This is a genomic window from Microcoleus sp. MON1_C1, from assembly GCF_036701945.1.
Taxonomy (GTDB): domain Bacteria; phylum Cyanobacteriota; class Cyanobacteriia; order Cyanobacteriales; family Microcoleaceae; genus Microcoleus.
Genome location: NZ_JAUBRO010000002.1, coordinates 171,204 through 194,782 on the forward strand (window position 1 = coordinate 171,204; position 23,579 = coordinate 194,782).

At 44.8% G+C, this 23,579-nt stretch carries 24 protein-coding genes; 10 read left to right on the top strand and 14 right to left on the bottom strand.

Annotated elements, in window-relative coordinates; genetic code table 11:
- Positions 1 to 45: 45 nt before the first annotated feature.
- Entirely contained in the window at positions 46 to 462 is a 417-nt protein-coding gene (locus QUA62_RS02000; RefSeq protein WP_333402148.1) for an element excision factor XisH family protein, read from the top strand.
- Complete coding sequence (locus QUA62_RS02005) at positions 450 to 785, top strand: XisI protein (RefSeq protein WP_333402149.1); 336 nt, start codon at positions 450 to 452, stop codon at positions 783 to 785. Before QUA62_RS02000 ends, QUA62_RS02005 begins: the two co-directional genes overlap by 13 nt.
- A 42-nt stretch (positions 786 to 827) precedes the next feature.
- Here the strand turns inward: QUA62_RS02005 and QUA62_RS02010 are convergent, their stop codons facing one another.
- The 6 genes from QUA62_RS02010 to QUA62_RS02035 all read right to left on the bottom strand — a co-directional run bounded on the left by QUA62_RS02010 (position 828) and on the right by QUA62_RS02035 (position 7,399).
- Positions 828 to 1,580 (bottom strand): Uma2 family endonuclease, encoded by a 753-nt coding sequence (locus tag QUA62_RS02010; RefSeq protein ID WP_333402150.1) that lies wholly within the window; start codon positions 1,578 to 1,580, stop codon positions 828 to 830.
- 153 nt (positions 1,581 to 1,733) lie between these two features.
- Complete coding sequence (locus QUA62_RS02015) at positions 1,734 to 2,828, bottom strand: Rho termination factor (modular protein) (RefSeq protein ID WP_333402151.1); 1,095 nt, start codon at positions 2,826 to 2,828, stop codon at positions 1,734 to 1,736.
- 440 nt (positions 2,829 to 3,268) lie between these two features.
- Positions 3,269 to 4,198 (bottom strand): ParB N-terminal domain-containing protein, encoded by a 930-nt coding sequence (locus QUA62_RS02020; protein ID WP_333402152.1) that lies wholly within the window; start codon positions 4,196 to 4,198, stop codon positions 3,269 to 3,271.
- The gene (locus QUA62_RS02025; protein WP_333402153.1) at positions 4,195 to 5,700 is read right to left on the bottom strand and encodes an AAA family ATPase; all 1,506 of its coding nucleotides are present in this window, start codon (positions 5,698 to 5,700) and stop codon (positions 4,195 to 4,197) included. Before QUA62_RS02025 ends, QUA62_RS02020 begins: the two co-directional genes overlap by 4 nt.
- Before the next feature lie 182 nt (positions 5,701 to 5,882).
- The gene (locus QUA62_RS02030; protein WP_333402154.1) at positions 5,883 to 6,935 is read right to left on the bottom strand and encodes a fatty acid desaturase; all 1,053 of its coding nucleotides are present in this window, start codon (positions 6,933 to 6,935) and stop codon (positions 5,883 to 5,885) included.
- Positions 6,936 to 7,192: 257 nt separating this feature from the next.
- Positions 7,193 to 7,399, bottom strand: coding sequence for a hypothetical protein (locus QUA62_RS02035; protein WP_333402155.1), 207 nt, complete (start codon positions 7,397 to 7,399; stop codon positions 7,193 to 7,195).
- 195 nt (positions 7,400 to 7,594) lie between these two features.
- Here QUA62_RS02035 and thrC point away from each other — a divergent pair, with 195 nt between their 5' ends.
- The 3 genes from thrC to purU all read left to right on the top strand — a co-directional run bounded on the left by thrC (position 7,595) and on the right by purU (position 10,437).
- Positions 7,595 to 8,719, top strand: coding sequence for a threonine synthase (thrC, locus tag QUA62_RS02040; RefSeq protein WP_445301633.1), 1,125 nt, complete (start codon positions 7,595 to 7,597; stop codon positions 8,717 to 8,719).
- Positions 8,720 to 8,848: 129 nt separating this feature from the next.
- Positions 8,849 to 9,469 carry a Uma2 family endonuclease gene (locus QUA62_RS02045; protein WP_333402156.1) on the top strand — a complete coding sequence of 207 codons (621 nt, stop codon included), beginning with the start codon at positions 8,849 to 8,851 and terminating at the stop codon, positions 9,467 to 9,469.
- A gap of 113 nt (positions 9,470 to 9,582) precedes the next feature.
- Positions 9,583 to 10,437, top strand: coding sequence for a formyltetrahydrofolate deformylase (gene purU, locus QUA62_RS02050; RefSeq protein WP_333402157.1), 855 nt, complete (start codon positions 9,583 to 9,585; stop codon positions 10,435 to 10,437).
- On the opposite strand, the gene QUA62_RS02055 is transcribed toward purU, so the two are convergent.
- From QUA62_RS02055 to QUA62_RS02065, 3 genes are all read right to left on the bottom strand, one after another.
- Entirely contained in the window at positions 10,434 to 10,559 is a 126-nt protein-coding gene (locus tag QUA62_RS02055) for a hypothetical protein (RefSeq protein ID WP_333402158.1), read from the bottom strand. The genes purU and QUA62_RS02055 overlap by 4 nt on opposite strands.
- Before the next feature lie 14 nt (positions 10,560 to 10,573).
- Positions 10,574 to 11,563, bottom strand: a complete 990-nt coding sequence (locus QUA62_RS02060) for a mechanosensitive ion channel family protein (protein ID WP_333402159.1) — start codon at positions 11,561 to 11,563, stop codon at positions 10,574 to 10,576.
- A gap of 309 nt (positions 11,564 to 11,872) precedes the next feature.
- Positions 11,873 to 12,505: a hypothetical protein gene (locus tag QUA62_RS02065; RefSeq protein ID WP_190662902.1), complete on the bottom strand. Its 633-nt coding sequence runs from the start codon at positions 12,503 to 12,505 to the stop codon at positions 11,873 to 11,875.
- Positions 12,506 to 12,669: 164 nt separating this feature from the next.
- On the opposite strand from QUA62_RS02065, the gene QUA62_RS02070 reads away from it, so the two are divergent.
- Together QUA62_RS02070 and QUA62_RS02075 are read left to right on the top strand one after the other, a co-directional pair.
- The gene (locus tag QUA62_RS02070; protein WP_333402160.1) at positions 12,670 to 13,695 is read left to right on the top strand and encodes a YihY/virulence factor BrkB family protein; all 1,026 of its coding nucleotides are present in this window, start codon (positions 12,670 to 12,672) and stop codon (positions 13,693 to 13,695) included.
- 231 nt (positions 13,696 to 13,926) lie between these two features.
- The gene (locus tag QUA62_RS02075; protein WP_333402161.1) at positions 13,927 to 14,589 is read left to right on the top strand and encodes a hypothetical protein; all 663 of its coding nucleotides are present in this window, start codon (positions 13,927 to 13,929) and stop codon (positions 14,587 to 14,589) included.
- Between the two features lie 91 nt (positions 14,590 to 14,680).
- Here the strand turns inward: QUA62_RS02075 and QUA62_RS02080 are convergent, their stop codons facing one another.
- The 3 genes from QUA62_RS02080 to QUA62_RS02090 form a co-directional block, all read right to left on the bottom strand.
- Positions 14,681 to 15,373, bottom strand: a complete 693-nt coding sequence (locus QUA62_RS02080; protein WP_333402162.1) for an MAE_28990/MAE_18760 family HEPN-like nuclease — start codon at positions 15,371 to 15,373, stop codon at positions 14,681 to 14,683.
- A 2-nt stretch (positions 15,374 to 15,375) separates the two neighbouring features.
- On the bottom strand, positions 15,376 to 16,458 hold the full coding sequence (locus tag QUA62_RS02085; RefSeq protein ID WP_333402163.1) for a DUF262 domain-containing protein: 1,083 nt from the start codon (positions 16,456 to 16,458) through the stop codon (positions 15,376 to 15,378).
- A 160-nt stretch (positions 16,459 to 16,618) separates the two neighbouring features.
- Positions 16,619 to 16,852, bottom strand: coding sequence for a hypothetical protein (locus tag QUA62_RS02090; RefSeq protein WP_333402164.1), 234 nt, complete (start codon positions 16,850 to 16,852; stop codon positions 16,619 to 16,621).
- Between the two features lie 215 nt (positions 16,853 to 17,067).
- Between QUA62_RS02090 and QUA62_RS02095 the strand changes: the two genes are divergently transcribed.
- Both QUA62_RS02095 and QUA62_RS02100 read left to right on the top strand, forming a co-directional pair.
- Complete coding sequence (locus tag QUA62_RS02095) at positions 17,068 to 17,232, top strand: ribbon-helix-helix domain-containing protein (RefSeq protein WP_333183455.1); 165 nt, start codon at positions 17,068 to 17,070, stop codon at positions 17,230 to 17,232.
- 39 nt (positions 17,233 to 17,271) lie between these two features.
- Positions 17,272 to 17,463, top strand: coding sequence for a ribbon-helix-helix domain-containing protein (locus QUA62_RS02100; protein WP_333062430.1), 192 nt, complete (start codon positions 17,272 to 17,274; stop codon positions 17,461 to 17,463).
- Positions 17,464 to 17,580: 117 nt separating this feature from the next.
- Here QUA62_RS02100 and clpB read toward each other — a convergent pair whose 3' ends face one another.
- Positions 17,581 to 20,196 carry an ATP-dependent chaperone ClpB gene (clpB, locus tag QUA62_RS02105; RefSeq protein WP_333402165.1) on the bottom strand — a complete coding sequence of 872 codons (2,616 nt, stop codon included), beginning with the start codon at positions 20,194 to 20,196 and terminating at the stop codon, positions 17,581 to 17,583.
- Between the two features lie 407 nt (positions 20,197 to 20,603).
- Here clpB and QUA62_RS02110 point away from each other — a divergent pair, with 407 nt between their 5' ends.
- On the top strand, positions 20,604 to 21,296 hold the full coding sequence (locus QUA62_RS02110) for a DUF2259 domain-containing protein (protein ID WP_333402166.1): 693 nt from the start codon (positions 20,604 to 20,606) through the stop codon (positions 21,294 to 21,296).
- A gap of 281 nt (positions 21,297 to 21,577) precedes the next feature.
- On the opposite strand, the gene QUA62_RS02115 is transcribed toward QUA62_RS02110, so the two are convergent.
- Positions 21,578 to 23,293: an ATP-binding protein gene (locus QUA62_RS02115; RefSeq protein ID WP_190662893.1), complete on the bottom strand. Its 1,716-nt coding sequence runs from the start codon at positions 23,291 to 23,293 to the stop codon at positions 21,578 to 21,580.
- Positions 23,294 to 23,579 lie beyond the last annotated feature (286 nt).

A 23,579-nucleotide genomic window follows, 5' to 3' on the forward strand; every position in this document is an offset into this window, starting at 1 on the left:
TGTTATTCTATAATTAGGGTGAGATTTGATGGTTCAGCTTAAAATATGCCAGCAAAAGACATCTACCACAATACTGTCAGAACAGCTCTAGAAAAAGACGGGTGGACGATAACAAACGATCCGCTACCCTTAAAAATTGGCAAACGTACTCTCAACGTCGATTTGGGTGCAGAAAAACTATTTGCTGCCGAAAAGCAAGGTCGCAAAATTGCTGTAGAAGTAAAAAGTTTCGTAAGTGCTTCACCCGTTCATGACTTAGAAGAAGCTGTTGGACAGTATATTGTCTATGAAGATATTCTAGAGCGCTCGGAACCTGAACGGATAATATATCTGGCAATCCGTGCAGAAGTTTATGCACAAATTTTTTCGGAACCTATCGGGCAGGTTTTGTTAGAAAAAAAGAGATTTAAATTAATAGTTTTTGATTCATTAAAGGAGACAGTTGTCAGATGGATAGACTAGATGAATATCGCGGATTTATTCAGAAAATCTTAGATAGTTATGCCCAGATTCCCTACCAATACGGAGAAATTAAAAGCAGCGTTATTGTTGACCGCGAACAAAACAATTTTTTACTGATGCACGAAGGCTGGCAAGGGCCTCAAAGAATTCACGATTGTATCGTTCATGTGGAAATTATCGACGGCAAAATCTGGATTCAACAAGATGGTATAGAAACGGGAATTACCGCAGAACTTGTAGAATTAGGAGTGCCTAAAGACAAGATAGTTTTAGGGTTTCATCCATATCATGTTCGGCAACATACGGGATATGCGATCGCCTAAACGCGCTTACAATACAGAAAGTTAGAATAAAAAGGACGATCGCTAAATTGTATCGGGATCAATATTTAATTCTCGCAGTTTCGCGGCCAGGCGATCGGCTCGTTGAGCTTCTTGTCCGGCTCGTTGAGCTTCTTGTTCAGCTCGTTCAGTCTCCCTTTCTGCAACCTCTTCAGGAGTAGGGACAAGCTCTCCTTCTGCGGTAAAGAAACGCAATTTTCCGCCACAAATTCCGAGACTCAAATCGAGCTGCTGACTCCGCAGATGTCCGAATTCGTTCGGTGCAATTGGTTCATATTCCCCGTCAACTAAATGAAACCCAGCTAATTCTAAAGTTTCTGGGTCAAACCAAAAGTAATCGTGAGTGCGAAAAGTATCTTGATAGAGTTGTTTTTTAAAGTTTTTGTCTATATCTGCTGTTTTGGGCGACAGGATTTCTATGATAATATTGGGGTACTTTCCCTCTTCTTCCCAAACTACCCAGCTTTTCCGAGTTTTGCGTTCAGTTCCGAGTACCACAAAAAAGTCTGGGCCTCGGAAGTCTTTCGATTTGAGTTGCTTGGAACAGTAATAAATGGTGAGGTTTCCAGCAGCATAGAAATTGTTTCTATCTCGCCACAGCCATTCTAAGCATTGGAGGAGTAGGATTATTTGTCGCAGGTGCAGTTCTGTTTCTAGGGAATGTTCATCACTGTATAAATCGCCGGGAGGAAAGATAAAGTTTTCCGGTATCTCTTGTTCTGGTATCTCTTGTTCTAGTATCTCTTGGGTAGTAGCTAATTCTGCGGTTGCGGACATGGCTGCTTAGTGAGGAGTAAGAGGTTGTGTGTCTATTTTAGCCAGGTTTTCATATCTCTGCCGAGGACTATTCTGAAAGCCCGATCGCGCTTTTTGCCCAAAAACGCGATCGAAGACCCAATAATTAGTTTTTAACTATTAGCAACTACCGTTTTATCTGCCGTCAGCTTGTCTGAGAGCCGCCAGAATTTCCGGTCGTTTCATGCGCGCGTAGCCCCGCACTTTCCGCTCTTTGCCGATCGCCTTCAACCGTCTCAGCGACAGACTTTCGTAGTCTTCCTCTGGGGAGGGGGACGGAAACGGCAACTCTAACTGCAACTGCGGTAACTGAGGTTTCTGCTGTGCTTTCGACTGCTTCTTCGACTGTGTTTTTGACTGCTTCTTCGGCTGTACCTCGGGCTGTCTTTCTGAGTGAGTCGCTGCGGCTCCCAGTTGGCCGCGGAGCGCTTCAATTTGATTTTTCAGGTCATTTTCTACGTCTTCAATGGCCTCGGAAACAAACTGATTAATTGTTTGGACTGTGCGTTCTAATTTTATTGACAGCAGTCTTTCCAGTTCATCCAACTTTCTCAAAGCACCTTCAACATTTACCTCAGAAATAACAGCCGATGTTGGCGGAAGGTTGCTGCTCGATTGTTCAATTTTTTTAGCCATTTTATCTACCTTTTCATGAAATGCTTTTTCCACTTGTTCGAGCAAATGCTTAATCTGTTCTATTTGGTTACGCTCAAAATTCTGCTCAGTTAGAGCTTTTACGTGCTTTTTTAGCAGGTCTTCATTTTTTTTAACAGATTGTTCTATTTGTTTTGTTAGACTATCTACCTTTTTTTGAAATGATAGCTCAAATTCTTGCAGTAGAGTCTCAATTTGTGCAGGTTTCTGAGTCGGTTGCGGAGCTAAATGTTCCATTTCTGCTTGAGCAACAGCTACCTCCTCGTCGGTCATTTCAAATACCCACGCCCACATTTGCTCGATGCCGAGTTCTTTAGCAACAATACACCAATCTGAGCCGCAGACAACTTCATATTCTTCTTCGTTGCTGTAAGCTTCTGTTCGACGTACAATTAAAGGAATCAAGTTGCTGCCTTGCTCGATCAAACTTCTCCTGAGAGCTTCGCGACGTTCGCGAGGAATTTCGCCCCGCTGAGGCTCTGGTACTGCAATTTGGGAAGTGTAAATCTGACTGTGAGTAATGGGCTTAATCCGCAAATATTCAACTATTCGGTTTTGATCGGACGATCGATCCATCTTGTTACAAGTCCCCTTTTGTCATTAAAATCTGGTGTGTAGGTATTTATGGATGTTCGCACTTTACAGCCTGCGTTTTAAGGGATGCAGGACTAACCCAAGGACTCTAATTGTAAGGTGCGAGACAAACACCTTACCCAGACCGTGGTAAGTTAAAGGGTTTCTTGGGCTGAGTCTTCCCAGTCTGCGATCGAACTCGGTTATCTGGGGGAGATATGGCGTTGCTGCTGTAACTGTGCGGCTGGCTGTGCGGTGACAGCCCGGGCGATGGCGTCCCGCCCCGCAAGCTACGGCAAAAGTTACTGCAATTCCTAAAAAAAGCTACTGTGATGAGTTTAACTGGCTGTGGGACACCAAGGATACACTGCTTTACTCATCTTTACTTTTTTTGGCGTCTGGGCGATCGGGCTGGCGTTGCGAGTGGCCGCAGGAGTTGCGAATTATGAGTATTTTTGCCACTTGTCAATTATTTTAATCATTGTTTTGTCGGTTAACCCTTCAATACGTTTCACCGCACTTGTAAATGACACAAACGGCTGCACCTCTCGTTCTTTGATTATTCTTTTGATTACTGGAGACTTCAAGCCAGCATCTTTAAAATTCGCCAACATTTTAAATTCATCTAGGGTATTGAGTGCTTCCAACGCCGACATTGATTCGGAAGCTACGTTTTCAACTTCTGGTATCCTCTCTACCACCACTTGTTTTTCGGGTGGCGACTCTGATTTCAACTCATTAATTCTGTTGGCTAACCCAGCTTCAACTAACCGAGGTACTTCTTGTGAGATTCGGTTTTCAATTTCTTGTATACTCTGGGCTAAAACTTTTTGTTCACGGGCGTACTCGGCTTTTAATTCATTAATTTGACTGGCAAACTGAGCTTCAATATTTGTTAGTCGCTGTTCTAAACTAGATGACTCTTGGGGAGTTTCATTTTCACCTAAATTAGGGACTTCGACCAAAGAAACCGGGTTTTTTATGGAATCTGCGGGCTGCGACGAACTATTTTCGTACAAAACCCCGGTTTCTGGGTTCTCAACTAAAGTCTCAATGATTGCGGTTTTTCTGAGAATTTCAAGTTGTTTTAGGAGAAGCTCTTCATTTTCTTCTTCCAGGATGAATGCTCCGATTGTCTCGCCTTTGAGAGATTCTATTTCCTTTGCTCTCACCGCCGCGTAGTATTCAAAATCTCCGTCTACTATCTCGTAGGCATCCATACCCTTGCGGCGGACAATTATCGGATTAATCAATCCTCCTGATTCTAAAATTAGTCTGGCTAATTTCTCTAAATCAGGCTCGGCAAAATTTGAACGGGGAACTGCGGATGTAATTCTTTTCACTGCAACGAGTGACGGAAATAATTTTTTCATGAGTTTTTACCAATTTTTTCTAAAACTTCGATTGCTAGCATTTCAAATTCTTGGGAGGCGATGGAATCTGGTTTAAAGTCCAGCACTGAAATCGGATCGGCGATTTCCATATTTCCCACGATTTGAAATTGTTCTGCACACTTTGCCAAATCATCTCTCTCGTAAATTACGCTGTCCATGATTTCAAGGCCGTAGCGTTTGGGAATTGCCTCCCTCCGCTTGGGCAAACTATACTGTACAAATTTAGTATTAGTTGAGATTTTGCAAGGGAGGACGCCTAAAATTGCGATCGGCTGTTTGCCGATTATTTTCCTGAATCCGTTAACTTTTTTGATAAAATCCTTGACATTAACCAATCCTTGATTAGCAAAAGGTTTTAAGTCAGAAGGAATAATTAAATAATCCGCCGTAATCAGGGCAACTCTGGCGTAAAAATTCAAAGATGGTGGCGTATCGATCAGTACAATATCATATTTATCCTGTACTACGGCTAGTTTCTGAATTAAAATCATTCTGCTGTAATCTAGTTGATTAAATTCGGTTTCTTCGTGCATCAAATTGATGTGGGAAGGAACAACATCTATTTCTGGATGGCAAAAACTTGACTTGCGTGCTACTTCGCCTATCGAGTAACCATCTTCTGACTGCAAAACGTGAAGAATGTTGCAATCTTTCAAATCGTCTTGTTCTTCATCCTCAAATTTAACTAGACCTGTCGCAAAAGTTGTATTTGCCTGACTGTCTAAGTCTATGACTAATACTCTGTTACCTTTCTTGCTCAGCGCTGCTGCTAAATTGACTACTGTTGTAGTTTTGCCTACGCCGCCTTTGTTATGGTAAACTGCAATGATTTTCATAGTTTTTTGCCTTTTTTGGGAAACGATTACATCGGATTTAACTTGAATATTAACAGGATTATTTTCAGGTATTTGTTCCGGTTCGGAGAGTTGACTGGGTTCAGGTTCTACGGTGGCGGAATTGTTGGGCTGTACTGGGATTTCGCTAATTAAATCAGGACTAACCAAATTAATTTTACTATCTTCCCGTTCCAGATTCTCGGGAGGTTTTATAGGTTTTAAACGATCTCTGCCAATTAAAGCGATAATTTCATCAATTCGAGTTTCTACGTCTTGTCCAGCACACTTAAAGACTAGCTGAATCTCATCGGCGATTCTGGCATAAATTCTAATTTCTTTACCGTTAGTTATGAGGCCGTAGCGGATGCTCAAACTTGTTAAATAGCGATTGAGTTTTCGCAGGTGGCGGTCTAAATTTTCCTTCGGATGTTTAGCCTCCATAACTACACTCATCGGCGAGTCTGCATCGACAACTATGGGGATAACTTGGGTTGCAAAGGAGAGGAAGTCTAGACGAATATTCCCAAATGCGATTTCTTGGTGCCAAGTGTCGGGCGTATAGCCTAACTTTGGTAGCAGATAGCTGACAATGAGTTTGCTTTCTACTTCGCTTTCGTTGCGACAGTTATTGGGATTGAAAGTCATTCGATTTTAGATTTTAGATTTTAGATTTTAGATTGGGAATGACTGATTTAATAATAGTACGGATTTTGATATTGACAGTAGGGCGCGCATTCCGCCCCTTACAAAGGCTATGGGTTGTAATATCGAAAAACCCGGTTGTGTTTGACAAACCGGGTTTTTCGGGGAGCGATCGCGCTTAAAAACTACTTGTTTTGAGCGTTAAATTCCTGCAATGTCTGATAGCCGCCAGCCGGATCGTATAGGTGACAGTTGTCGGCAATCCGCTTCATTAAAGACCAAGAAAATTCTGTTTCGTAGAGATGATCTTGCCAATTTTCCTTTAAGCTGCTGTGGGCGAGGCGCAAATTGTACCAGGGAATAGCAGTTGAAAGGTGGTGGGGAACGTGCACGTTAATGTCGTGGCACAGAAACTCTACCCAGCGGGGATAATCGCAGTGAACTGTTCCCGATAGTTGCGCTTGGGCTTCGTCCCATTCTTCCGGTTCTTTAAAGGAAATATCTGGTGCTGTGTGGTGAACGATCGTAAAAGTGCTCATCCAGAAATGGTAAACCAGCCAGGGCATCAACCAAAATTTGAAAAATCCCCAAATGCCTGTGGTTGCAATTAAAATCGGGAATCCGATCGCAGCACCGATTAAAACGACAAAAACTGAAAACCGCACTTGTTCTTGTTGCTGTTTGCCTTTGAAGCGCCACCACATAAAGTGCACTTTTGCCCAGTGGGCGATCGAGCCGATCCACCACATTGGACCAAATATTAAACTATAAGCTATTTGTAAAGCCTTGGGAGCAGCAGCGTAGTCTTCTGCTGTCATCGGGTGCCAAGCATTATCCTCGCCAAGTTTGTTGGTGTGCTTGTGGTGGTAATTGTGGCCGTGCCGCCATGCGTGAAACGGATAAATTAACGGCAGAAATGCAATATGTCCGACTAAATCGTTTACCCAGCGGCGGTTAGCAAATGACCGATGCCCGCAGTCGTGGCCGATCACAAAAAAACCGGTTAATCCGGTGCCTGTGAAAATCCACATTAGGGGTAGTAGAAACCAAGGAGAGACTGCTATGCCCCAGTAACCGACCGCAACTAAAAGAACGTTGACGATTACTTTTGTCCAAGCTTTGCGGGGGTTTTTGACGAATACTTCCCGCGGCAGGGTTTTGAGAATATCTTTCAGGCGCAGGTTGGAAGTGTCACTTGCGGATGTCAAATTTAGTGGTTTTTCGATCGATGCTGTCATAAATTGATTTCGATTCTCCGTATGCCATGACGATGGCTTAACAAATTAGCGCAATAAAAAAGCGCCGTAAAATGTCAGCTCGTTGCCAGCAAGCAGCAGACGAGTTGAGCTGTAGGCAAGCGCGTTTTAGCAAAAGCTAGCGATCGCTATCCGCAGTTAGGAATTTCTAGCACTTTTGGCAAAAAACACTGCGGGTAGCAAAACATTCGTTTTTATAACACAGGGGCAGGACAATTAGCATTAGCGACTGTTGTCTGCTAATTGCTGTTCCTGCCAGAAATGGGGTCGATCTCCCGCAAGCCAGCCATCGAGCGTTGCTGTTTGAGGCTTTGCACTTCCAGCAGCAAGGATTCGATTTCCGCTTGCAAGTGCAGGAACTTAACTTGCTGATCGGCTTGGTAGGGGCACTTCACTGAATTTACTTTGCGGGCAAAACTGGTCGATAGCGTAGAAGAACTAGCCATTTCGGGATTGCTCGCGGTAACTTGAGGCCGGGAAAGAGTCGATGAATTATTTGACATTAGTAATTGGGTAGACATATCTACACATTCACACCATTAAGTTACTTTAACCTGAACCGATCGTATTAAACATCAAATTAACCGATCGAGCTAAAATTAGTGTAAATTCTTCGGCCATTGCCTAAAACCATTGACACCGTGACCCTGATTCTACCTGCTACTGACTCTGCTGCTAACTCTGCTGCCCGCGCCGCCGAGCCGAAACGCTACGGCTGGCCCGGCTTGATCGAAGCTTATCGCCCCTACCTGCCGGTGACGGAAACCACGCCGGTAGTGACCCTCCAAGAAGGCAATACTCCCCTGATTCCAGCACCTGCGCTCGCCTCTATCATCGGTCGAGACGTGCGCGTCCTAGTGAAATACGACGGCCTCAACCCCACTGGTAGTTTCAAAGACCGGGGGATGACAATGGCGATTTCCAAGGCGAAGGAAGCTGGTGCCGAGGCAGTAATTTGCGCCAGTACCGGCAATACTTCGGCCGCTGCCGCCGCCTACGCCCGACGCGGGGGGATGCGAGCTTTCGTGTTGATTCCCGAGGGTTACGTGGCTTTGGGCAAGTTGGCGCAAGCTTTGCTTTACGGTGCGGAAGTCATTTCGATTGGCGGAAATTTCGATCGAGCCTTAGAAATTGTCCGCGAAATGGCTGTTAACTACCCCGTGACTTTGGTAAATTCGGTGAATCCTTACCGCTTGGAAGGTCAGAAAACCGGGGCTTTTGAAGTGGTGGACGCTTTAGGCGACGCCCCAGACTGGCTGTGCATTCCCGTAGGAAATGCGGGAAACATCACAGCATACTGGATGGGTTTTTGTCAATACCACCAAGCCAAAAAATGTTCGCGCTTGCCGCAGATGATGGGATTTCAAGCGGCCGGGGCTGCACCGTTGGTAACGGGAGAACCGGTGGCGCACCCGGACACCCTGGCGACGGCAATTCGGATTGGGAATCCGGCTAGCTGGAAACAGGCGATCGCAGCTTCCGAAGCCAGCCGCGGCGGTTTTGCCGCAGTCACCGACGCCGAAATTCTGGACGCTTACCGCTTGTTAGCATCGCAGGAAGGGATTTTCTGCGAACCAGCCAGTGCAGCTTCTGTGGCCGGTTTGCTGAAGGTGAAAGACCAAGTTCCGACTGGGGCGACGGTGGTTTGCGTGTTGACTGGTAACGGTTTGAAAGACCCGGATACCGCAATTAATCACAGCAACAATCTGTTTAAAAGCGGTATTGCTCCGACTTTGGATGCGGTAGCTGGAGCGATGGGATTTTAAAAGAAGGAAGAGGGAACAGGGAAATATGAAAACTCTTTGTCATCTTCTCTCTCTTCTCTTCCTCTGCGTCCTCTGCGTCCTCTGCGGTTCGTTAAAAAAATTCTTAATTCATCACCAGGAGCAAACAGAATGGTTCAATCACCTGCCAAACTTCTAAGTGTTGATGAATTTATTGCCAACTTTGGCGACAGCGAGCGTTACGAACTAATCGATGGTGAATTAACCGAAATGGAACCAACGGGGCCGCACGAACAAGTATCCGCCTTCCTCGGGCGAAAACTCAATGTAGAAATCGATCGTGTGGATCTACCCTACTTTATTCCCCCTCGCTGTCTCATCAAACTATTAGGAACAGCAACAGCGTTTCGCCCCGACGTACTTGTAGTAGATCGAACTCAACTAATTAATGAACCTTTGTGGCAACAAGAACCTGTAATTACATCGGGAAACTCAATTAAACTAATCGCTGAAGTCGTCAGCACCAATTGGCAGAACGACTACGCCCGCAAAGTTGAAGATTACGCACTGCTGGGAGTGCCTGAGTATTGGATTGTGGATTATCTGGGCATTGGCGGCAGAGAATATATTGGCAAACCCAAACAGCCGACAATTACGATTTGTATGCTGCGAGAAGATGAGTATCAAAAACAGTTGTTTCAAAAGAGCGATCGACTGATTTCTTCGCTCTTCCCAGACTTGCAGTTAACCGCACAACAAATCTTAGCAGCAAGCAGTATTTTAAATTCATGATTACCAAACGGCGGTAGTTCGAGTAACAGTAAGCTGCGTAGCGTACACCCTACAGAATAACTTCAAAGAGCTTGTATGGTGCGGAGCGTCAATAAAACTTTAGCGATTATACAATGACTAGCCCTACTGCAACCCTGTTAATTGCCTGTCCCGATCGCAAAGGACTCGTCGCCTTACTTGCCAATTTTATCGCATCCCACAACGGCAATATCATCCACGCGGATCACCATACAGATTTTACCGCTGGATTATTTCTAAGCAGGCTAGAATGGCAATTAGATGATTTTGACTTAACCACCGAACAAATAACACCTGCTTTTAGTGAAATAGCCAAGGACTTACAAGCCAACTGGCAATTGCATTTCTCCCATCAAATTCGGCGGATCGCGGTTTTTGTAAGCCGTCAAGATCATTGTTTATTAGACTTGATTTGGCGACAGCGAGCGCAAGAAATCAGAGGTGAAATTCCGCTGATAATCAGCAACCATCAAAATTTAAAGCCTGTTGCCGCACAATACGGTATCGACTTTGAGTATATTCCCATTACTAAAGACAATAAAGCTATTCAAGAAGCACAACAGTTAGAAATTATTAAAAAATATAATATTGATTTAGTAGTTTTGGCTAAATATATGCAAATCTTGAGTCAAGACTTTATCAGAAAATTTCCCAATGTGATTAATATTCACCATTCATTTTTACCCGCGTTTGTGGGTGCAAACCCCTACGGAAGGGCTTATGAAAGAGGGGTAAAAATTATCGGTGCAACAGCCCACTACGTTACACCAGATTTAGATGCTGGCCCGATTATCGAACAAGATGTTGTGCGCGTCAGTCACCGCGATGAAGTGTCTGATTTGGTTCGCAAAGGTAAAGATTTAGAAAGAGTTGTGTTAGCAAGAGCCGTGCGATATCATTTACAAAATCGTGTTTTAGTTTATGGCAATCGGACTGTGGTTTTTGCTTAAAAATTAGGCATGAGATCGATCGGGTTTGTTACTCCTTCGATCGCTCGGTGATTAATATAAATTCCAGTTGCACCAGCCAAGTGCAGCGAATCCCAAAGTTTGCTCCACTTGACATTATTCATGACTTGTGATGCGGTTAAGATTTTCCGTTGCCGTCTGGTTGCGATCGCCCTTGGGTCAGTTTTCGCACAGAGCCACTAATACGACGAGGTTTCGGAACTTTACGTTTGTCTGCGGGCCATCCTTCACGCTGCTGGGAGCGATCGCCATCGGTTTCTTCGGTTCGATCGTGCAACAAGATGTTCCGCGTGGGATAAGGCAAATCGATGCCGTTTTCCACATATAGCTTTTTTTTAATAGCACAAATTACCTTGTCGCGCGATCGCAGATCGTCAATTCGGCGCGGCGGAGCAATCCACCACCGAACGCGGAGATTGACCGTACTTTCTGCTAGATCCATCGCCAGTACATCGGGTGCAGGAGCTTTTAAAACCTCCTTCAGGCTGTACAGTGCTTCCAGGATTAACTGCTTGGCGTGGTCAATATCGTCGCCGTAACCAATACTAATATCGTATTCCATGCGGCGTTGATCGAAAGCGGTATTCACTGTCACCGTATTCGTAAACAATTCGGCATTAGGAATGACAATCCGCCGACCATCATAAGTTTGGATTGTTGTAGCGCGGGTCTCAATATTTTCTACCGTTCCCTCAAAGTTTTTAAACACAATTTGGTCATCGATTCGGAACGGTTCCGTCAACAGAATTAGGATACCGGCTAAAAAGTTTTGCAAGATCTCGCGAAATGCAAAACCAATCGCCACCCCGCTAATTCCCAGCAATTGCACCAAATCCCCAGCTTTCAATGTGGGAATTACAATCGAAAGAGCAATAAACAGACCCACTAGAACGATCGTACCCTGCGCCAACCGTCCTAACACCAGCCCCAAATTTCGAGCTTGGTGGTGGTTGCGGGTAACTCGCCTGACCACTCTCTTAATTTGCCTACCCACAAAGTAAAAAATTGCAAAGACAATTAATGCCAGCACAATATTGGGCAGCATGATCATAAAGCTGTCGATCATGCTCTGAATCTTTTTCCAGACTATGGATATCTCTGCCTTCATGAAGTTTCCTCGCGCATCAGCCGTTGTCGATAGTAGTAAAATTTAGCTCGATTAAGTTCTATCTAAAGGCTGTAGATTACTACGACGCGAGGCAGATTTTTTGGCAGTTTTCAAAATTTTGAATGCGGATTATAGGTTGGGATATAGTACAGTTACATCGATTAGTAAACTTCCTGTAGGTGCGGAATAATAAAGAAGCCGATGAATTAATGCCGCTTAATTGCAGGAAAAACAAAAACAAGGAATCGCTGACTAAATCCCACCTGCCGATGGTAATCGCCATGCCGACACTTCCTGAATTTTTAACTCCTAATTCCCAAAGGGCGGTAAATCGAGTAACTGATTTTTAGAAGGTGGAAGCTGGGCGGGTTTTTTGCCTGGGGCGGAAGTTTGGCGGATTTCCAGAGCTGTTTCGCCAGGATTTGCAGTGCGAGTAGGTACTATCTCCAAAGAATATACTGTCTCGGTTTTTGCAGGAGCGGGATTTTGGGCTTTCGTGAGCAAGTCAACAGCATCTCCGAGGGCGCTAGTTAAATTTTTGCTAGTTTCGGCGTGGCGGGCTTCTTCTTGTTTGAGGGCTTGAGTGAGTTGTTTAACTTGTTCGATCGCCCGATCGCGCTCTTCGAGAACTTCTGCTAACTTAGCTTTCAGTTCGCCTACTGTTTGCAGTTGTGCGATTTCCTGCTGGCGAGCAACCCCAGCATCATCCTCTTCGGGCACAATGGGAGAAAAATTTTGTAACTGCTCTATTTGTGCTTCCAGAGAAGCGATGATTTGCTGAGTTAATTTAGCATCATTCCGCCGCTGCTCGGCTTCGGTATTGTAGAGTTGGCGCCACTGAGCCGCACTTTCACCGGCCTCATCGCGATCGCGCGAAACTTCTGTTAACTGCTGTTGCAGCCGCTTGATTTCATCTAACCACTGTCTGACATCCTGAGCCATATTGATTTTAGATTTTAGATTTTAGATTTTAGATTTTAGATTTTAGATTTTAGATTAGCAACGGCACATTGGTAATGGCTTAATTAATTAACGCTCCTTATTTCCAGTTGCCCGATCGTCCTGCATCCATTTTCCCTTTTCTAGTTCCCCCTCTCCTGTGCGCTATGAACATTTCTTACTCGTTGCGCTACCTGATTTTAGCTTTGTTTAAGGCGCTTTTAAGCTTGCTTCGAGCTCTCAAACGGAAATTTGGGGGTTTTTGGCTGTTTTGTCGGTGTTTGACTTGGGGTACGCTCAAGGAAGTCGGGGCGAAGGCGGGAGAGCAGCGTTTGCCGGGGCTGTCTGCGGAAATGGCCTACAATTCTATGCTGGCGCTGTTTCCGGGGCTGTTGGCCATGTTATCTGCGATCGCTCTCTTTGAACCTTTGCAGTCAACACTTTATCAACTCGCCCGTCTTTTGGGCGAAGTTATACCCGATGACGTGCGGAATTTGATTGCTGGCTTAATCAAAGAAATTCTCTTAACTCGGAGTAAAGGGCTGTTTTCAGTGAGCTTTTTTGGGGCGATTTGGATATTTTCTGGAGTAATGAGCGCCGCGATGGCTGCACTCGATCGCATCCATGAAATCCCGATCGATCGAACTAGACCATTTTGGAAAGCCAAACTTATTTCTCTGGCGCTCAGTATCGGTACAATTGTGCTGTTAATTCTAGCATCGGGAGTAGTATTTGTCAGCGACTTAATTGTACAAGCTATTGCCCGCCAGAGTTGCCTGCTGGAGTCTGTGGCCAATTGCGATTTAAAAGATGTCCAAAATTGCTTGCTCCTCGCCGGCAATTGCCCTTTGGAGTCGCAACTGTTAGGTGCTTGGCGGCTGTGGCGGTGGCCGATTTCTTTGGGAATTGTATCACTGGCTTTTGCTTTTGTTTACCGCTACGGGCCTAGCCGCCGTCAACCAGATATTCCTATTTTGTCGGGAGCTGTTTTGGCTGCTATTTTGTGGGCGCTCTTTTCAGCTTTATTTCGGTTTTATGTTTTGCATTTGGGCAATTTCACCTGGACTTTCGGCACAATCGGAAGTTTTATTGTGTTGCTGCTGTGGCTGGATATTTCTTCTTTGGTGATGCTGATAGGCGCTCAGTTGAATGTGACAGTGGGAAAGGCTATGAAACAATCAAAATTAAAATAATTTGTTAATTTTGAATTGTTAATTGTTATTTGCCGGATGCTGGCTTACCTACGGAGTAAAGTGCTGAGGATGCCCGCAACAAAAGAAAGAAAAATCAGTATCCATATGACACCACCGGGAATGAATGTCAAGAGGCCAACACCTCTGAGAATCCAAACTAGGAGGGTGAGGCCCAGGATAGTCAAAAAGATGCGGGTAGATAGTCGCATTTGAAATCTAGGAGAATTAGTCATGTTGAATGTTAAAGTTTTGTCTGGATCAATGATAGCTGCTTTGCTGGCGATCGGCAGTTACCTCACCTTAATTTCCACTCCCGGTTCCACGGTTGCGCTGAGGGCTACAAATGTGCTGGGAGAAGCGGCAAATGCTGCTCAAAAAACACCTTCTGCAAATTTAACAATTTCCGATCGCACAATTGGAGCGGCGAAGGTGGGGATGACTTTCGGACAATTGAAAAAGACTCTGGGTTCCACGGCGCAGTTTAAGGTACAGTCTCCTTTTATGGTAGACTTTGATGCTGTGGCTGTCAGTCAGTCGGGAAAAGTGCAATATCGGATTATCTATGCTGCGGGTACAAAGCTAAAAGATACCGATGTCATTGAACTTTTGATGACTGAGAATTCTAGTTATAAAACAGGTCAGGGCGTCGGGCCGGGAATGACTTTGAAACAAGCGGAGGCAATTTACGGCAAGGCGACTTTATCTTATAACGTGGATAATGAAATGAGAGAAGGGGTTGTATTTGCCAAGCAACCCACTAGAAACATTATGTTTGTTCCCCAGGCTGAAGGGAAACAATTTGCGGGAGTTTATGGCGCTGGTAAAGGGGGGTTTTATCAGACTAACAAGTATCAGCCGAATGCTGTAATTAAGTCTGTGATGGTGCGGAAGTAGCCTTCGCATCATCCCCAGAAACCGGGTTTCTTCCGAGATATCTCGCCATTTAACCTAAATTATCAGAGAAACCCGGTTTCTTAGCCTAAAATTATGGAATACCTGTAGTTACATCCAAATACTCTTGATTGTCAAGATAAGTTTTAATATTCTCCAGTATTTGACGTAGGTATTCTATGACTTCCTCCTTAATCTTTAAAAGATCCTCAATAGTCTGATCTCGCCCCACTTCCTCAAAAGACTTATCTCCGTGTGTTAAGTCATTCCTGTTGCGTTTAATAACTACAAGGTTTTGCCCGTTCTTTGTCTTAGCAAAGTCTGTTTGATATGAAAAACCGTATTTTTCGGCTATTTCTTTAATCAACTTAGCATCCACATTTCCTGAAAATAGTTCTTTACGTTCAAGTGTAGCTGTGATGATGTCTGTAGATATTTGATTGATTTCTAAATGAATTTTCTCAGCAGCACGGTTTTTAAGATTTTGAAGAACAATCATTTTGATTTTTGGTTTGAGTTGATCGAAGGAAATTGCTTGATTTTTTAACTCATCAAATATGGCTACAATGGCATTTCGCATAGTGGATTCAACTAAGTTATACAATAACAACAAGCCATTGGCTTTTAGAGTTTTTGCCAACTCAGGATTAAGACTTTGTATTTGATATTGTCCAGCACTATCGGCGACAGCTAACTTAGTGGTTTGTTTGATTAAGCCCTCTAAAAAGATGAAGTAATCATTTACCTCTTGAGCGCGTGTATTGAAATCTAAGAGTACAGTATTCATCTTTAGCCTAGCAGTTGATCGCGGACATACTCAATGCGTGAAACTACTTTATTTTTAGAACTGCTAGCAGTAGATTTTGTGTAATCCTTAAAATCTTGTGAATTGAGCAAGTCTGTTGACTTTGGCTCAAGATTGCTGGTTTCTCTCAAAGCAAGAGCAACACCGACAGCCAAAGACTCGAATTTAATCCGAGTTGTTGTTCTCGCGCCATTTTTACCTTGGCGAAATCCTTGAGGAAAATATTTTTCTACAAAATTTAGCATTGACTCGAATTCTGCCCGCATTTTTTCGCGATCGAATCTCGGATCTTCATTTACTTGCTTCAGATACTCATCAAGGAATATGTTTATCTTACTATTAAAGTTCTGATAGTTATTTAAAAATGCAAAAAAACGCAACACAAATTCTTGCGGTTCGCGTCTGCGAATAGCAAACTCAGAAAAAGCGCATAATTGGCGGAACTTGTCATGTCTCGATAGTTCCTCAATCAGTTTGAGAAACGGGCCGGGCAGTATGCCTCTGCGCTGTTCCATCTCGTTTAGCTGGACGCTACCTGTATTAATGCGTTCAAATAAATCTCTTCGCACTTCCTCATTTGCACTTTCAGTTAGTTGAATCATCCGAAGTGTAGTGCGGTTGAAGCGCCTCTGACGGGCAAGGGGCAAATCAGCAAACTTAAATCCATTTAAACTCTGTAATTTGTTTAATTCTGTCAAAGTTAATTCGTTATTGATAAATCTACTTAGAGTCCGAATGCGTTGTGTACCATCTATTATTTCTAAACGGGCTTCATCGTTTTCGTCCTCATGGATGTCAGCAACAAAAATATAAGGTATTGGCAGACCCAAAAATATAGACTCAATCAACTTTGACTGCGTTGCTTCATCCCAAGCCATTTCACGTTGGTAGTCGGGGATGAACAACTCATTGGTATCATCATCCTTTCCTGCCATATATTTTTGAACGAGTATTTCGACTGGATACTCTTTGGTATCGTAATTAACTAGCTGCTGCTTGTCGCGGATTTCGGCTTCAGCAGCATCAACCTTTTTGTGTTGCTCGGTAATTTCTAGTTTCGATCGCATATTCTTAAATAATAATCGGATATTGCGGAGTGAATAGACTTATCGGTACTATGATTTTACCATAAAAATTTGGGACTTACTTGGTAAAAGCGATCGCACTTATCAAAAAAAGTGCGATCGCCAATGTTTAGTTAACTGAAACCGCCGCGAAAATTACCATTTATAACGCGCTGGTGACGGGATTGGAAGGGCTGCCCAACGCCGATAAACGGTGACTGTCGCCACTGCGATCGAACACAACCTCAAACTTGACGTGGGGTATAGTTTGTCGCAAAAACTGAAAATGCCCGTCTGCATCTGAACGACTGCGGAAGCGGGCAACAATAATCCATTGCTGAGTCGGTAACAAACGGGCGATCGCCCAACAACACAAGCGTTGTTTGTATGTCATCATAGAATTTGTCTCCATTGAATGTTGGAGCCAGAGCCAGCCCGGAACCTTGGACAGTAAGGGGCTGGCTTTTGACTTGTTAGGGCTTGAGCCTTATATACACTAATAGCATAAGTTGATGTCATTGACATCAAATGACACAAAAAGAGATCAAAGGGTGTTGGAGTGTAAGATTGAAGACAATTGAAGTAAAACCATGCCTGCCAATGCCTTCACGAATGCGAGTCACAGTTACACTGCCAGAAGACGTTCATCAAGCCTTGTCCGAATGGGCCGAAGAAGAAGATAGAACGCTCGCAAACCTGCTTTCCCATGTGGCAGCTAAAGCAGTCAGAGAACGCCAAGAGCAGAAAAAAGATAAATCAGAAGGCGATCGCCCTTAAGCGATGGCCCCGGCGTAAGATGGACTGTGTTGAAATGTTTTGCAGTACAACGAAATGGCTTCACGGGGACGAGTTACCGCATACCTACCAGAAGAGATTCAAAAAGCTCTCGAAGAATGGGCAGAAGAAGACAGCAGATCCGTTAGCAGTTTGGCAACGTACCTGCTGACGAAATCTGTTCGAGAACGCCAAGAGCAGAAAAAAGATAAATCAGAAAGCGATCGCCCTTAAGAACGATCGCCCGCAATCCCATCTGCGTTCATCCGCGTCCATCCGCCTACATCTGCGGAAAAAAAAAGAACCACCGCCTCAAAAAAATAAGGTGGGCCGCAGCCCACCCTACTTAAATTATTTCGCAGTCACCAACTGAGCCGGCAGTCGCTTAAACGCCAACCTTTCATTCTCGATATCCACAAAAATGGTATCGCCGTCAGCAAAATCTCCCCGCAAAATACCCTTCGCCATTTGCGTTTCCAACTCGCGTTGAATTCCCCGCTTCAAAGGCCGCGCACCGTAAACCGGATCGTAACCAATTTCTGCTAAGAAATCGATCGCAGATTCCGACAATTTCAGAGACATTTTGCGATCGGCTAACCGTTTTTCCAAGCGCTTAACTTGCAACTGCACAATCTGCCGCAGTTCGGCCTTACTCAAACCGTGGAAGATAATCATCTCATCAATCCGGTTCAAGAATTCCGGGCGGAAAGTTCCCCGCATCGCTTCCATCACCCGACTCCGCATTTGTTCGTTATCTCCCGCCACATCTAAGATGTATTGAGAGCCAACATTCGATGTCATAATAATCACAGAATTCTTAAAGTCTACCGTGTGACCTTGAGCATCGGTAACGCGGCCGTCATCCAGAATTTGCAGCATGATGTTGAAAACATCCGGGTGCGCTTTCTCGATTTCATCAAATAGAATCACTGAGTAAGGACGGCGGCGCACAGCCTCAGTTAATTGTCCGCCTTCATCGTAGCCGACGTATCCCGGAGGCGCACCAATTAACCGCGAAACCGCGTGTTTCTCCATGTATTCCGACATATCAATTCGCACGATCGCTTCTTCCGTGTCGAACAGATAAGACGCTAATGCTTTGGCTAATTCGGTTTTGCCAACACCCGTGGGGCCGAGGAAGATAAAACTCGCAACCGGACGATTTGGATCGGCTAAACCTGCGCGCGATCGCTGAATTGCATCTGCAACCGCCGTCACCGCTTCATCCTGTCCGATTACCCGCTTGTGCAGTTCATCTTCCAAGTGCAGAAGTTTCTGCATTTCCGATTCAACCAACTTGCTGATCGGAATTCCCGTCCACTTAGAAATAATCTCGGCAATGTCGGATTCGGTGACTTCTTCCCGCAGCAGAGTTTGACCTGTGGTTTGAGTTGCTGAAAGTTGAGCTTCTGCTTCTTGCAGTTGTTTTTGCAACTGAGTTAACGTGCCGTATTTCAACTCAGCAGCGCGGTTCAGGTCATATTTTAATTCAGCTTGCTGAATTTCAATATTCACCTTATCAATCTGTTCTTTAATCTTTTGAATGCTGCCGATGACACCTTTTTCCGATTGCCACTGGGCATTCAAAGCGTTTTGCTGTTCCTTGAAGTTGGCTAAGTCTTTTTCCAGTCTTTCCAAGCGTTCTATCGAAGCAGAGTTACTTTCTTTTTGCAGCGACAGTCTTTCCATTTCTAGCTGCAAAATCCTGCGGTCGATTTCGTCTAGTTCTTCCGGCTTAGAGGTAATCTCCATTTTGAGTTTAGCGGCTGCTTCGTCCACCAAGTCAATGGCTTTGTCTGGCAGAAAGCGATCGCTAATATATCGAGTAGACAAAGTAGCCGCCGCCACTAGGGCGCTGTCAGAAATTTTCACGCCGTGGTGAACTTCGTAGCGTTCTTTCAAGCCCCGCAAAATCGAGACAGTATCTTCAACTGTCGGTTGGTCAACATAAACTTGTTGAAAACGGCGTTCTAGTGCCGCATCTTTTTCGAGGTACTTGCGGTATTCGTCGAGAGTTGTAGCGCCGATACAGCGCAATTCTCCCCTCGCTAACATGGGTTTTAGCAAGTTGCCGGCATCCATCGATCCTTGAGTTGCGCCGGCACCGACAACGGTGTGAATTTCATCAATAAATAAGATGACTTTGCCGTTGCTGTCCATCACTTCTTTGAGTACCGCTTTCAAGCGTTCTTCAAATTCTCCCCGGAATTTTGCCCCGGCAATTAACGCGCCCATATCTAAGCTAATTAATTGTCTGTCTTTGAGAGATTGCGGCACATCTCCGGTGATAATTCGCTGGGCGAGTCCTTCGGCGATCGCAGTTTTGCCGACTCCCGGTTCCCCAATCAATACCGGGTTATTTTTGGTGCGACGGCTCAAAATTTGAATCGTGCGGCGGATTTCGTCATCCCGTCCGATTACCGGATCGAGTTTGCCTTGACGCGCGGCTTCAGTCAAATCTCGGCCGTATTTTTCCAGCGCTTCGTATTTGCCTTCTGGATTTTGATCGGTCACTTTGTTCTTCCCCCGGACTTGGGTAATGATATCTTTGAGCTTGCCTTCATCTAGTTTAAATTCTTGTAGTAGGTTTTTGCCAAAACGATCGTCCTTAACGTAACCTAGTATCAAATGCTCGATCGAAATAAATTCATCGCCGTAGTCTTTGCGATAAGTTTCGGCGCGATCGAGCAAAGTGTCGAGAGAACGACCTAGATAAACGTTGCCGCCGCTTCCTGAGATTTTCGGCTGGCGGCTGATAAACTCATCAGTGCGATCGCGCAATTTTGCTACAGAAACTCCCGCTTTGTTAAATAAGCTGCTAGCGAGTCCCGATTCTTGTTCCAGCAAAGCTTTCATCAAGTGTTCGCTTTCTAGCTGCTGCTGCTGACCTGCTTTGACGATTTCGGGGGTGCGGGCGAGGGCTTCCCAGGCTTTTTCTGTAAATTGGTTTGGATTATTCGGTTGCATAAATTTTAATTCCCTGCATTAAAAATGATGACTGCTGTAGAGGCAATTGCTTGATTCCTCGTACAATTGTCATTGTAGGGAGTTGCGGAGGGCCGGCGGATCGGTGTTCCCCTCTCTGTAGATAGGTATTTCCGTCCTTTGTCGCAGTCTCTGGCAGCCAAAAGCCAACTCTCGCCCCTAAAAGTTGCACTCTTGGATAAAAGCAACTCTCACATTAAAAATGCTTTCTAGTGCCACTTGAAAAAACTGCACATTCTTAAACAGTCTCTTGCGGAAAATGGAGAAATACTCATGTAAATAGGAGAGAGGACTTGAGAATCGTCACAGTCCTATAGCTAAACCCAAAGCGTTATTGTTTTACGCATCAATAACAGCCGCTATAACTCTCAGAACAGGACTATATAGCTATGAAAATTTTACCTTTAATTTCGTTAGGTATTATAGCAAGTGCCGCGATCGCAGTCGCCCCTGAAGCTTTGGCAAGTACCTGGCGTGCCGCACACCGGATGTCTGGTTTTTCCGCCGACAGCAATTACTACTTGTATCTAGAAAGTTCCAGAGATACAGGAGCGGGAATTCCCAAAGCAAAATTGCAAATTGTCCAAGTTCCTGCAAATTCCTGCATCAAAAATGGGTGTATCCAAACTAAATATGGCGAGCCAGACTCGAATAAAAGCACTAAAATGGCAGAAGATGACTTGCTTAAAAAAAGTTGGAATAGCAGGGAAACTTTGAAGTTAACTCCTCCTCAAGCTGGCACTAAACTGAACATTATTTCTCGTACTCCCGGAGCCAATGGAAGCGAGACAGTCGCCGTCAAAGTCAATACAGCAAAGCCTTTACAAATTCGTCTGGAACAGCGGCAAAAAACTGCTTCTCCTGGCAAAGAAAGCGCGGCAATGCGTCTTGTAATTAATCATAACGGTCGGCAGCGTGTCCTCGGATCGCTGAACAATTTTCAAGATTGGGTGTTCTCTTATTCAATCCGAGAAGTTCGTTTGTCTCCGAACGGGCGCAATGTCGTTGTCCTGGTGGACAAGACAGAACGCACTTTTGAAGGAGTCTTGAAAACTACTGTTGTACAAGGCTTTGTTCTTTAGGCTTGCTATATTCCCAGGTTTTGACCTGGGAATTCTCAAAACTTACGCAGAACCCCTATCTGTAAGGTACACACGGCGCACCTACAGATAGAGTCTGTGCGTCACTCCCGATCGGGTTGTTAATTATTCTTTATTTTGATAATTGATATATCAATACATTTTAAAATTTCCCTTTTCCTTCCTCGCTCTTTCTTTTTCCTTGAACGTCTGCCTCCTGACTATTGACGAATCCTCAATCATTAATCCGTGTATCCCTGTCAAAATCCCTATCTTGCCTGACTTCATGCCTGCATTACCACCCGTTCCGGGAGACTGACAATAAAAGTTGAACCTTTACCGTCCTCGCTTTCGACGCTAATTTCGCCGCCGAGAATTTGACACAAACGCTGGCTAATTGTCAATCCCAAACCCGTGCCTCCATACTTGCGGGTAGTCGAGGCATCAGCTTGAATAAAAGGTTTAAATATCTGCTCTAATTGCTCGTTTGTCATCCCAATGCCGGTGTCGCTGACTCTAAAAATTAACACTTGAGAACTGTAGTTTGAACCCGAGTAAAAATCATTATTTTTATTTTGTTTCGCCGGCCTTGATTTTTCAATTATAATTCTTTCGACGCCGATAGTAATGACGCCTTTTTCGGTAAATTTGGCAGCATTGCTGAGCAAATTGAGAAGAATTTGCCGCACTTTCGGTTGATCGGCGTACATTGTGCCGAGTTCGCCTTTGGTTTTCAGTGCTAAAGCATTGCCTTTTTTCTCTACTAGCGGTTGAGCCGTAGTCATCACTTCTTCAATCATGGTAGCCACGTCGAAGTTTTCTAAATAAAGGGTGACGTGACCTGCTTCTATTTTAGAAATGTCGAGGATGTCGCTAATCATATCCAGCAGGTGTTTGCCTGCGGTTTGAATTTTTTCTAAGTCGGGGAGAAAATCTTCGGAACCGGAATCTTGAGCATCTTCTTGCAGCATTTCGCTGTAGTTAATGATGGCATTGAGGGGGGTGCGGAGTTCGTGGCTCATGTTGGCGAGAAATGCACTTTTGGAGCGGTTGGCAGCTTCGGCGGCTACTTTTGCTTCGTGCAATTCTTCTGTGTATTCCGCTACTCTTTGGATCAGTTCGTTGAGGGAAATTGCTAGCATTCCCACTTCGTCGGAAGTAGTGACGGGTACTTGCAAATCAAAGTTCGATTCTTCTGTGACTCGCTGAGCGATGAGGGTGGTGGCTTCTAGGGAGCGAGCGATCGCCCCGCTGGTGTATGCTGCTAGAATTGCTGCGATCGCACCTGATATCAAGAGAGAGCCAACGAGAATGAGAGTTCCGAGTTTTTCGGCATTTTCGTAGGTTCTAAATGCCTCGTCTGCTTTCTCGCGAAATTGGCCGGCCAGTTGGGCTGAATCCTCGGAAAACTCTTTGAGTTTCAAAGCAGTTTCGCCCGCCACAAAATTGTTCAAATTCTGCCCCAAAGCCTGCTGCTGCTTCGGATTCAAAGCAGATAATTTCGCAGTAGCCAACATTTTTTGTACTTGTTGAAAGTATGATTCTACGGTTTTGCCGTTGACTTGAGCGAACTGTTGAAGCTGTTGGTAGTCTTTGGCAATCTCGGGATTCTTCGTCTGCGACGGGGCTTGCAGTTGTTCGAGGATGCCGCTCATCTGAGCAACGCGAGTCAGGAATTCGGAGCGTTGGCGATCGAAAATTTGCGGTTTGGCCGTCAGACTCGCCAGCTCTTGCTGCTGAATTCTGACTTCCTGCACCGTGTTATTGAGGTTTGTCAGGATTTCCGCTTTCTCTCGGTCGATCGCTAGTTTTTCTCTAACTTGCTGTTTGTGATAGGATTCTACTCCCCGTCCCGCCACAGCACCTAAAACGGCAATACCAAGGACCAAGGCGTATCCGCAGCCGATTTTCTGCCTGATACCTAAGCGGCCCAACAGACTTTTCACGCCTATTTGAGGAGGGTTCTGCAGTTGATTTTTCAAAGCTAAGGTTAAAGACATGGGCAATGTACTCGTCACCTTTGAGAGGCACCATCTATATTCTAATTGATGCCTGCCTGAGGGTAAATAAAGTTCTGGCTTCAAGTCAGGTTTCGGCAGTTGTGGGGTCTTTGCAGGGTTCCACAGCTCGATCGGCTTGACACTTTGGAGGAGTTATGCGTAACAAGTTATAGCAGAAAAAATAAGGCTCTTCGGCTGCCTTCGGCTCCCTTCCCTTCGGCGATACGAGCGGGCAAGTCGCTCAGAGTAAAAAAAGCAAGAAGGAAGAAGCAGTCAAAGACATGGT

Bases quoted from the DNA above. Each gene is read 5' to 3' on its own strand.
- QUA62_RS02000 (WP_333402148.1), top strand. From the start codon at position 46: ATGCCAGCAAAAGACATCTACCACAATACTGTCAGAACAGCTCTAGAA.
- QUA62_RS02005 (WP_333402149.1), top strand. From the start codon at position 450: ATGGATAGACTAGATGAATATCGCGGATTTATTCAGAAAATCTTAGAT.
- QUA62_RS02010 (WP_333402150.1), bottom strand. From the start codon at position 1,580: ATGTCCGCAACCGCAGAATTAGCTACTACCCAAGAGATACTAGAACAA.
- QUA62_RS02015 (WP_333402151.1), bottom strand. From the start codon at position 2,828: ATGGATCGATCGTCCGATCAAAACCGAATAGTTGAATATTTGCGGATT.
- QUA62_RS02020 (WP_333402152.1), bottom strand. From the start codon at position 4,198: ATGAAAAAATTATTTCCGTCACTCGTTGCAGTGAAAAGAATTACATCC.
- QUA62_RS02025 (WP_333402153.1), bottom strand. From the start codon at position 5,700: ATGACTTTCAATCCCAATAACTGTCGCAACGAAAGCGAAGTAGAAAGC.
- QUA62_RS02030 (WP_333402154.1), bottom strand. From the start codon at position 6,935: ATGACAGCATCGATCGAAAAACCACTAAATTTGACATCCGCAAGTGAC.
- QUA62_RS02035 (WP_333402155.1), bottom strand. From the start codon at position 7,399: ATGGCTAGTTCTTCTACGCTATCGACCAGTTTTGCCCGCAAAGTAAAT.
- QUA62_RS02045 (WP_333402156.1), top strand. From the start codon at position 8,849: ATGGTTCAATCACCTGCCAAACTTCTAAGTGTTGATGAATTTATTGCC.
- purU (WP_333402157.1), top strand. From the start codon at position 9,583: ATGACTAGCCCTACTGCAACCCTGTTAATTGCCTGTCCCGATCGCAAA.
- QUA62_RS02055 (WP_333402158.1), bottom strand. From the start codon at position 10,559: ATGAATAATGTCAAGTGGAGCAAACTTTGGGATTCGCTGCACTTGGCT.
- QUA62_RS02060 (WP_333402159.1), bottom strand. From the start codon at position 11,563: ATGAAGGCAGAGATATCCATAGTCTGGAAAAAGATTCAGAGCATGATC.
- QUA62_RS02065 (WP_190662902.1), bottom strand. From the start codon at position 12,505: ATGGCTCAGGATGTCAGACAGTGGTTAGATGAAATCAAGCGGCTGCAA.
- QUA62_RS02070 (WP_333402160.1), top strand. From the start codon at position 12,670: ATGAACATTTCTTACTCGTTGCGCTACCTGATTTTAGCTTTGTTTAAG.
- QUA62_RS02075 (WP_333402161.1), top strand. From the start codon at position 13,927: ATGTTGAATGTTAAAGTTTTGTCTGGATCAATGATAGCTGCTTTGCTG.
- QUA62_RS02080 (WP_333402162.1), bottom strand. From the start codon at position 15,373: ATGAATACTGTACTCTTAGATTTCAATACACGCGCTCAAGAGGTAAAT.
- QUA62_RS02085 (WP_333402163.1), bottom strand. From the start codon at position 16,458: ATGCGATCGAAACTAGAAATTACCGAGCAACACAAAAAGGTTGATGCT.
- QUA62_RS02090 (WP_333402164.1), bottom strand. From the start codon at position 16,852: ATGATGACATACAAACAACGCTTGTGTTGTTGGGCGATCGCCCGTTTG.
- QUA62_RS02095 (WP_333183455.1), top strand. From the start codon at position 17,068: ATGCGAGTCACAGTTACACTGCCAGAAGACGTTCATCAAGCCTTGTCC.
- clpB (WP_333402165.1), bottom strand. From the start codon at position 20,196: ATGCAACCGAATAATCCAAACCAATTTACAGAAAAAGCCTGGGAAGCC.
- QUA62_RS02110 (WP_333402166.1), top strand. From the start codon at position 20,604: ATGAAAATTTTACCTTTAATTTCGTTAGGTATTATAGCAAGTGCCGCG.
- QUA62_RS02115 (WP_190662893.1), bottom strand. From the start codon at position 23,293: ATGTCTTTAACCTTAGCTTTGAAAAATCAACTGCAGAACCCTCCTCAA.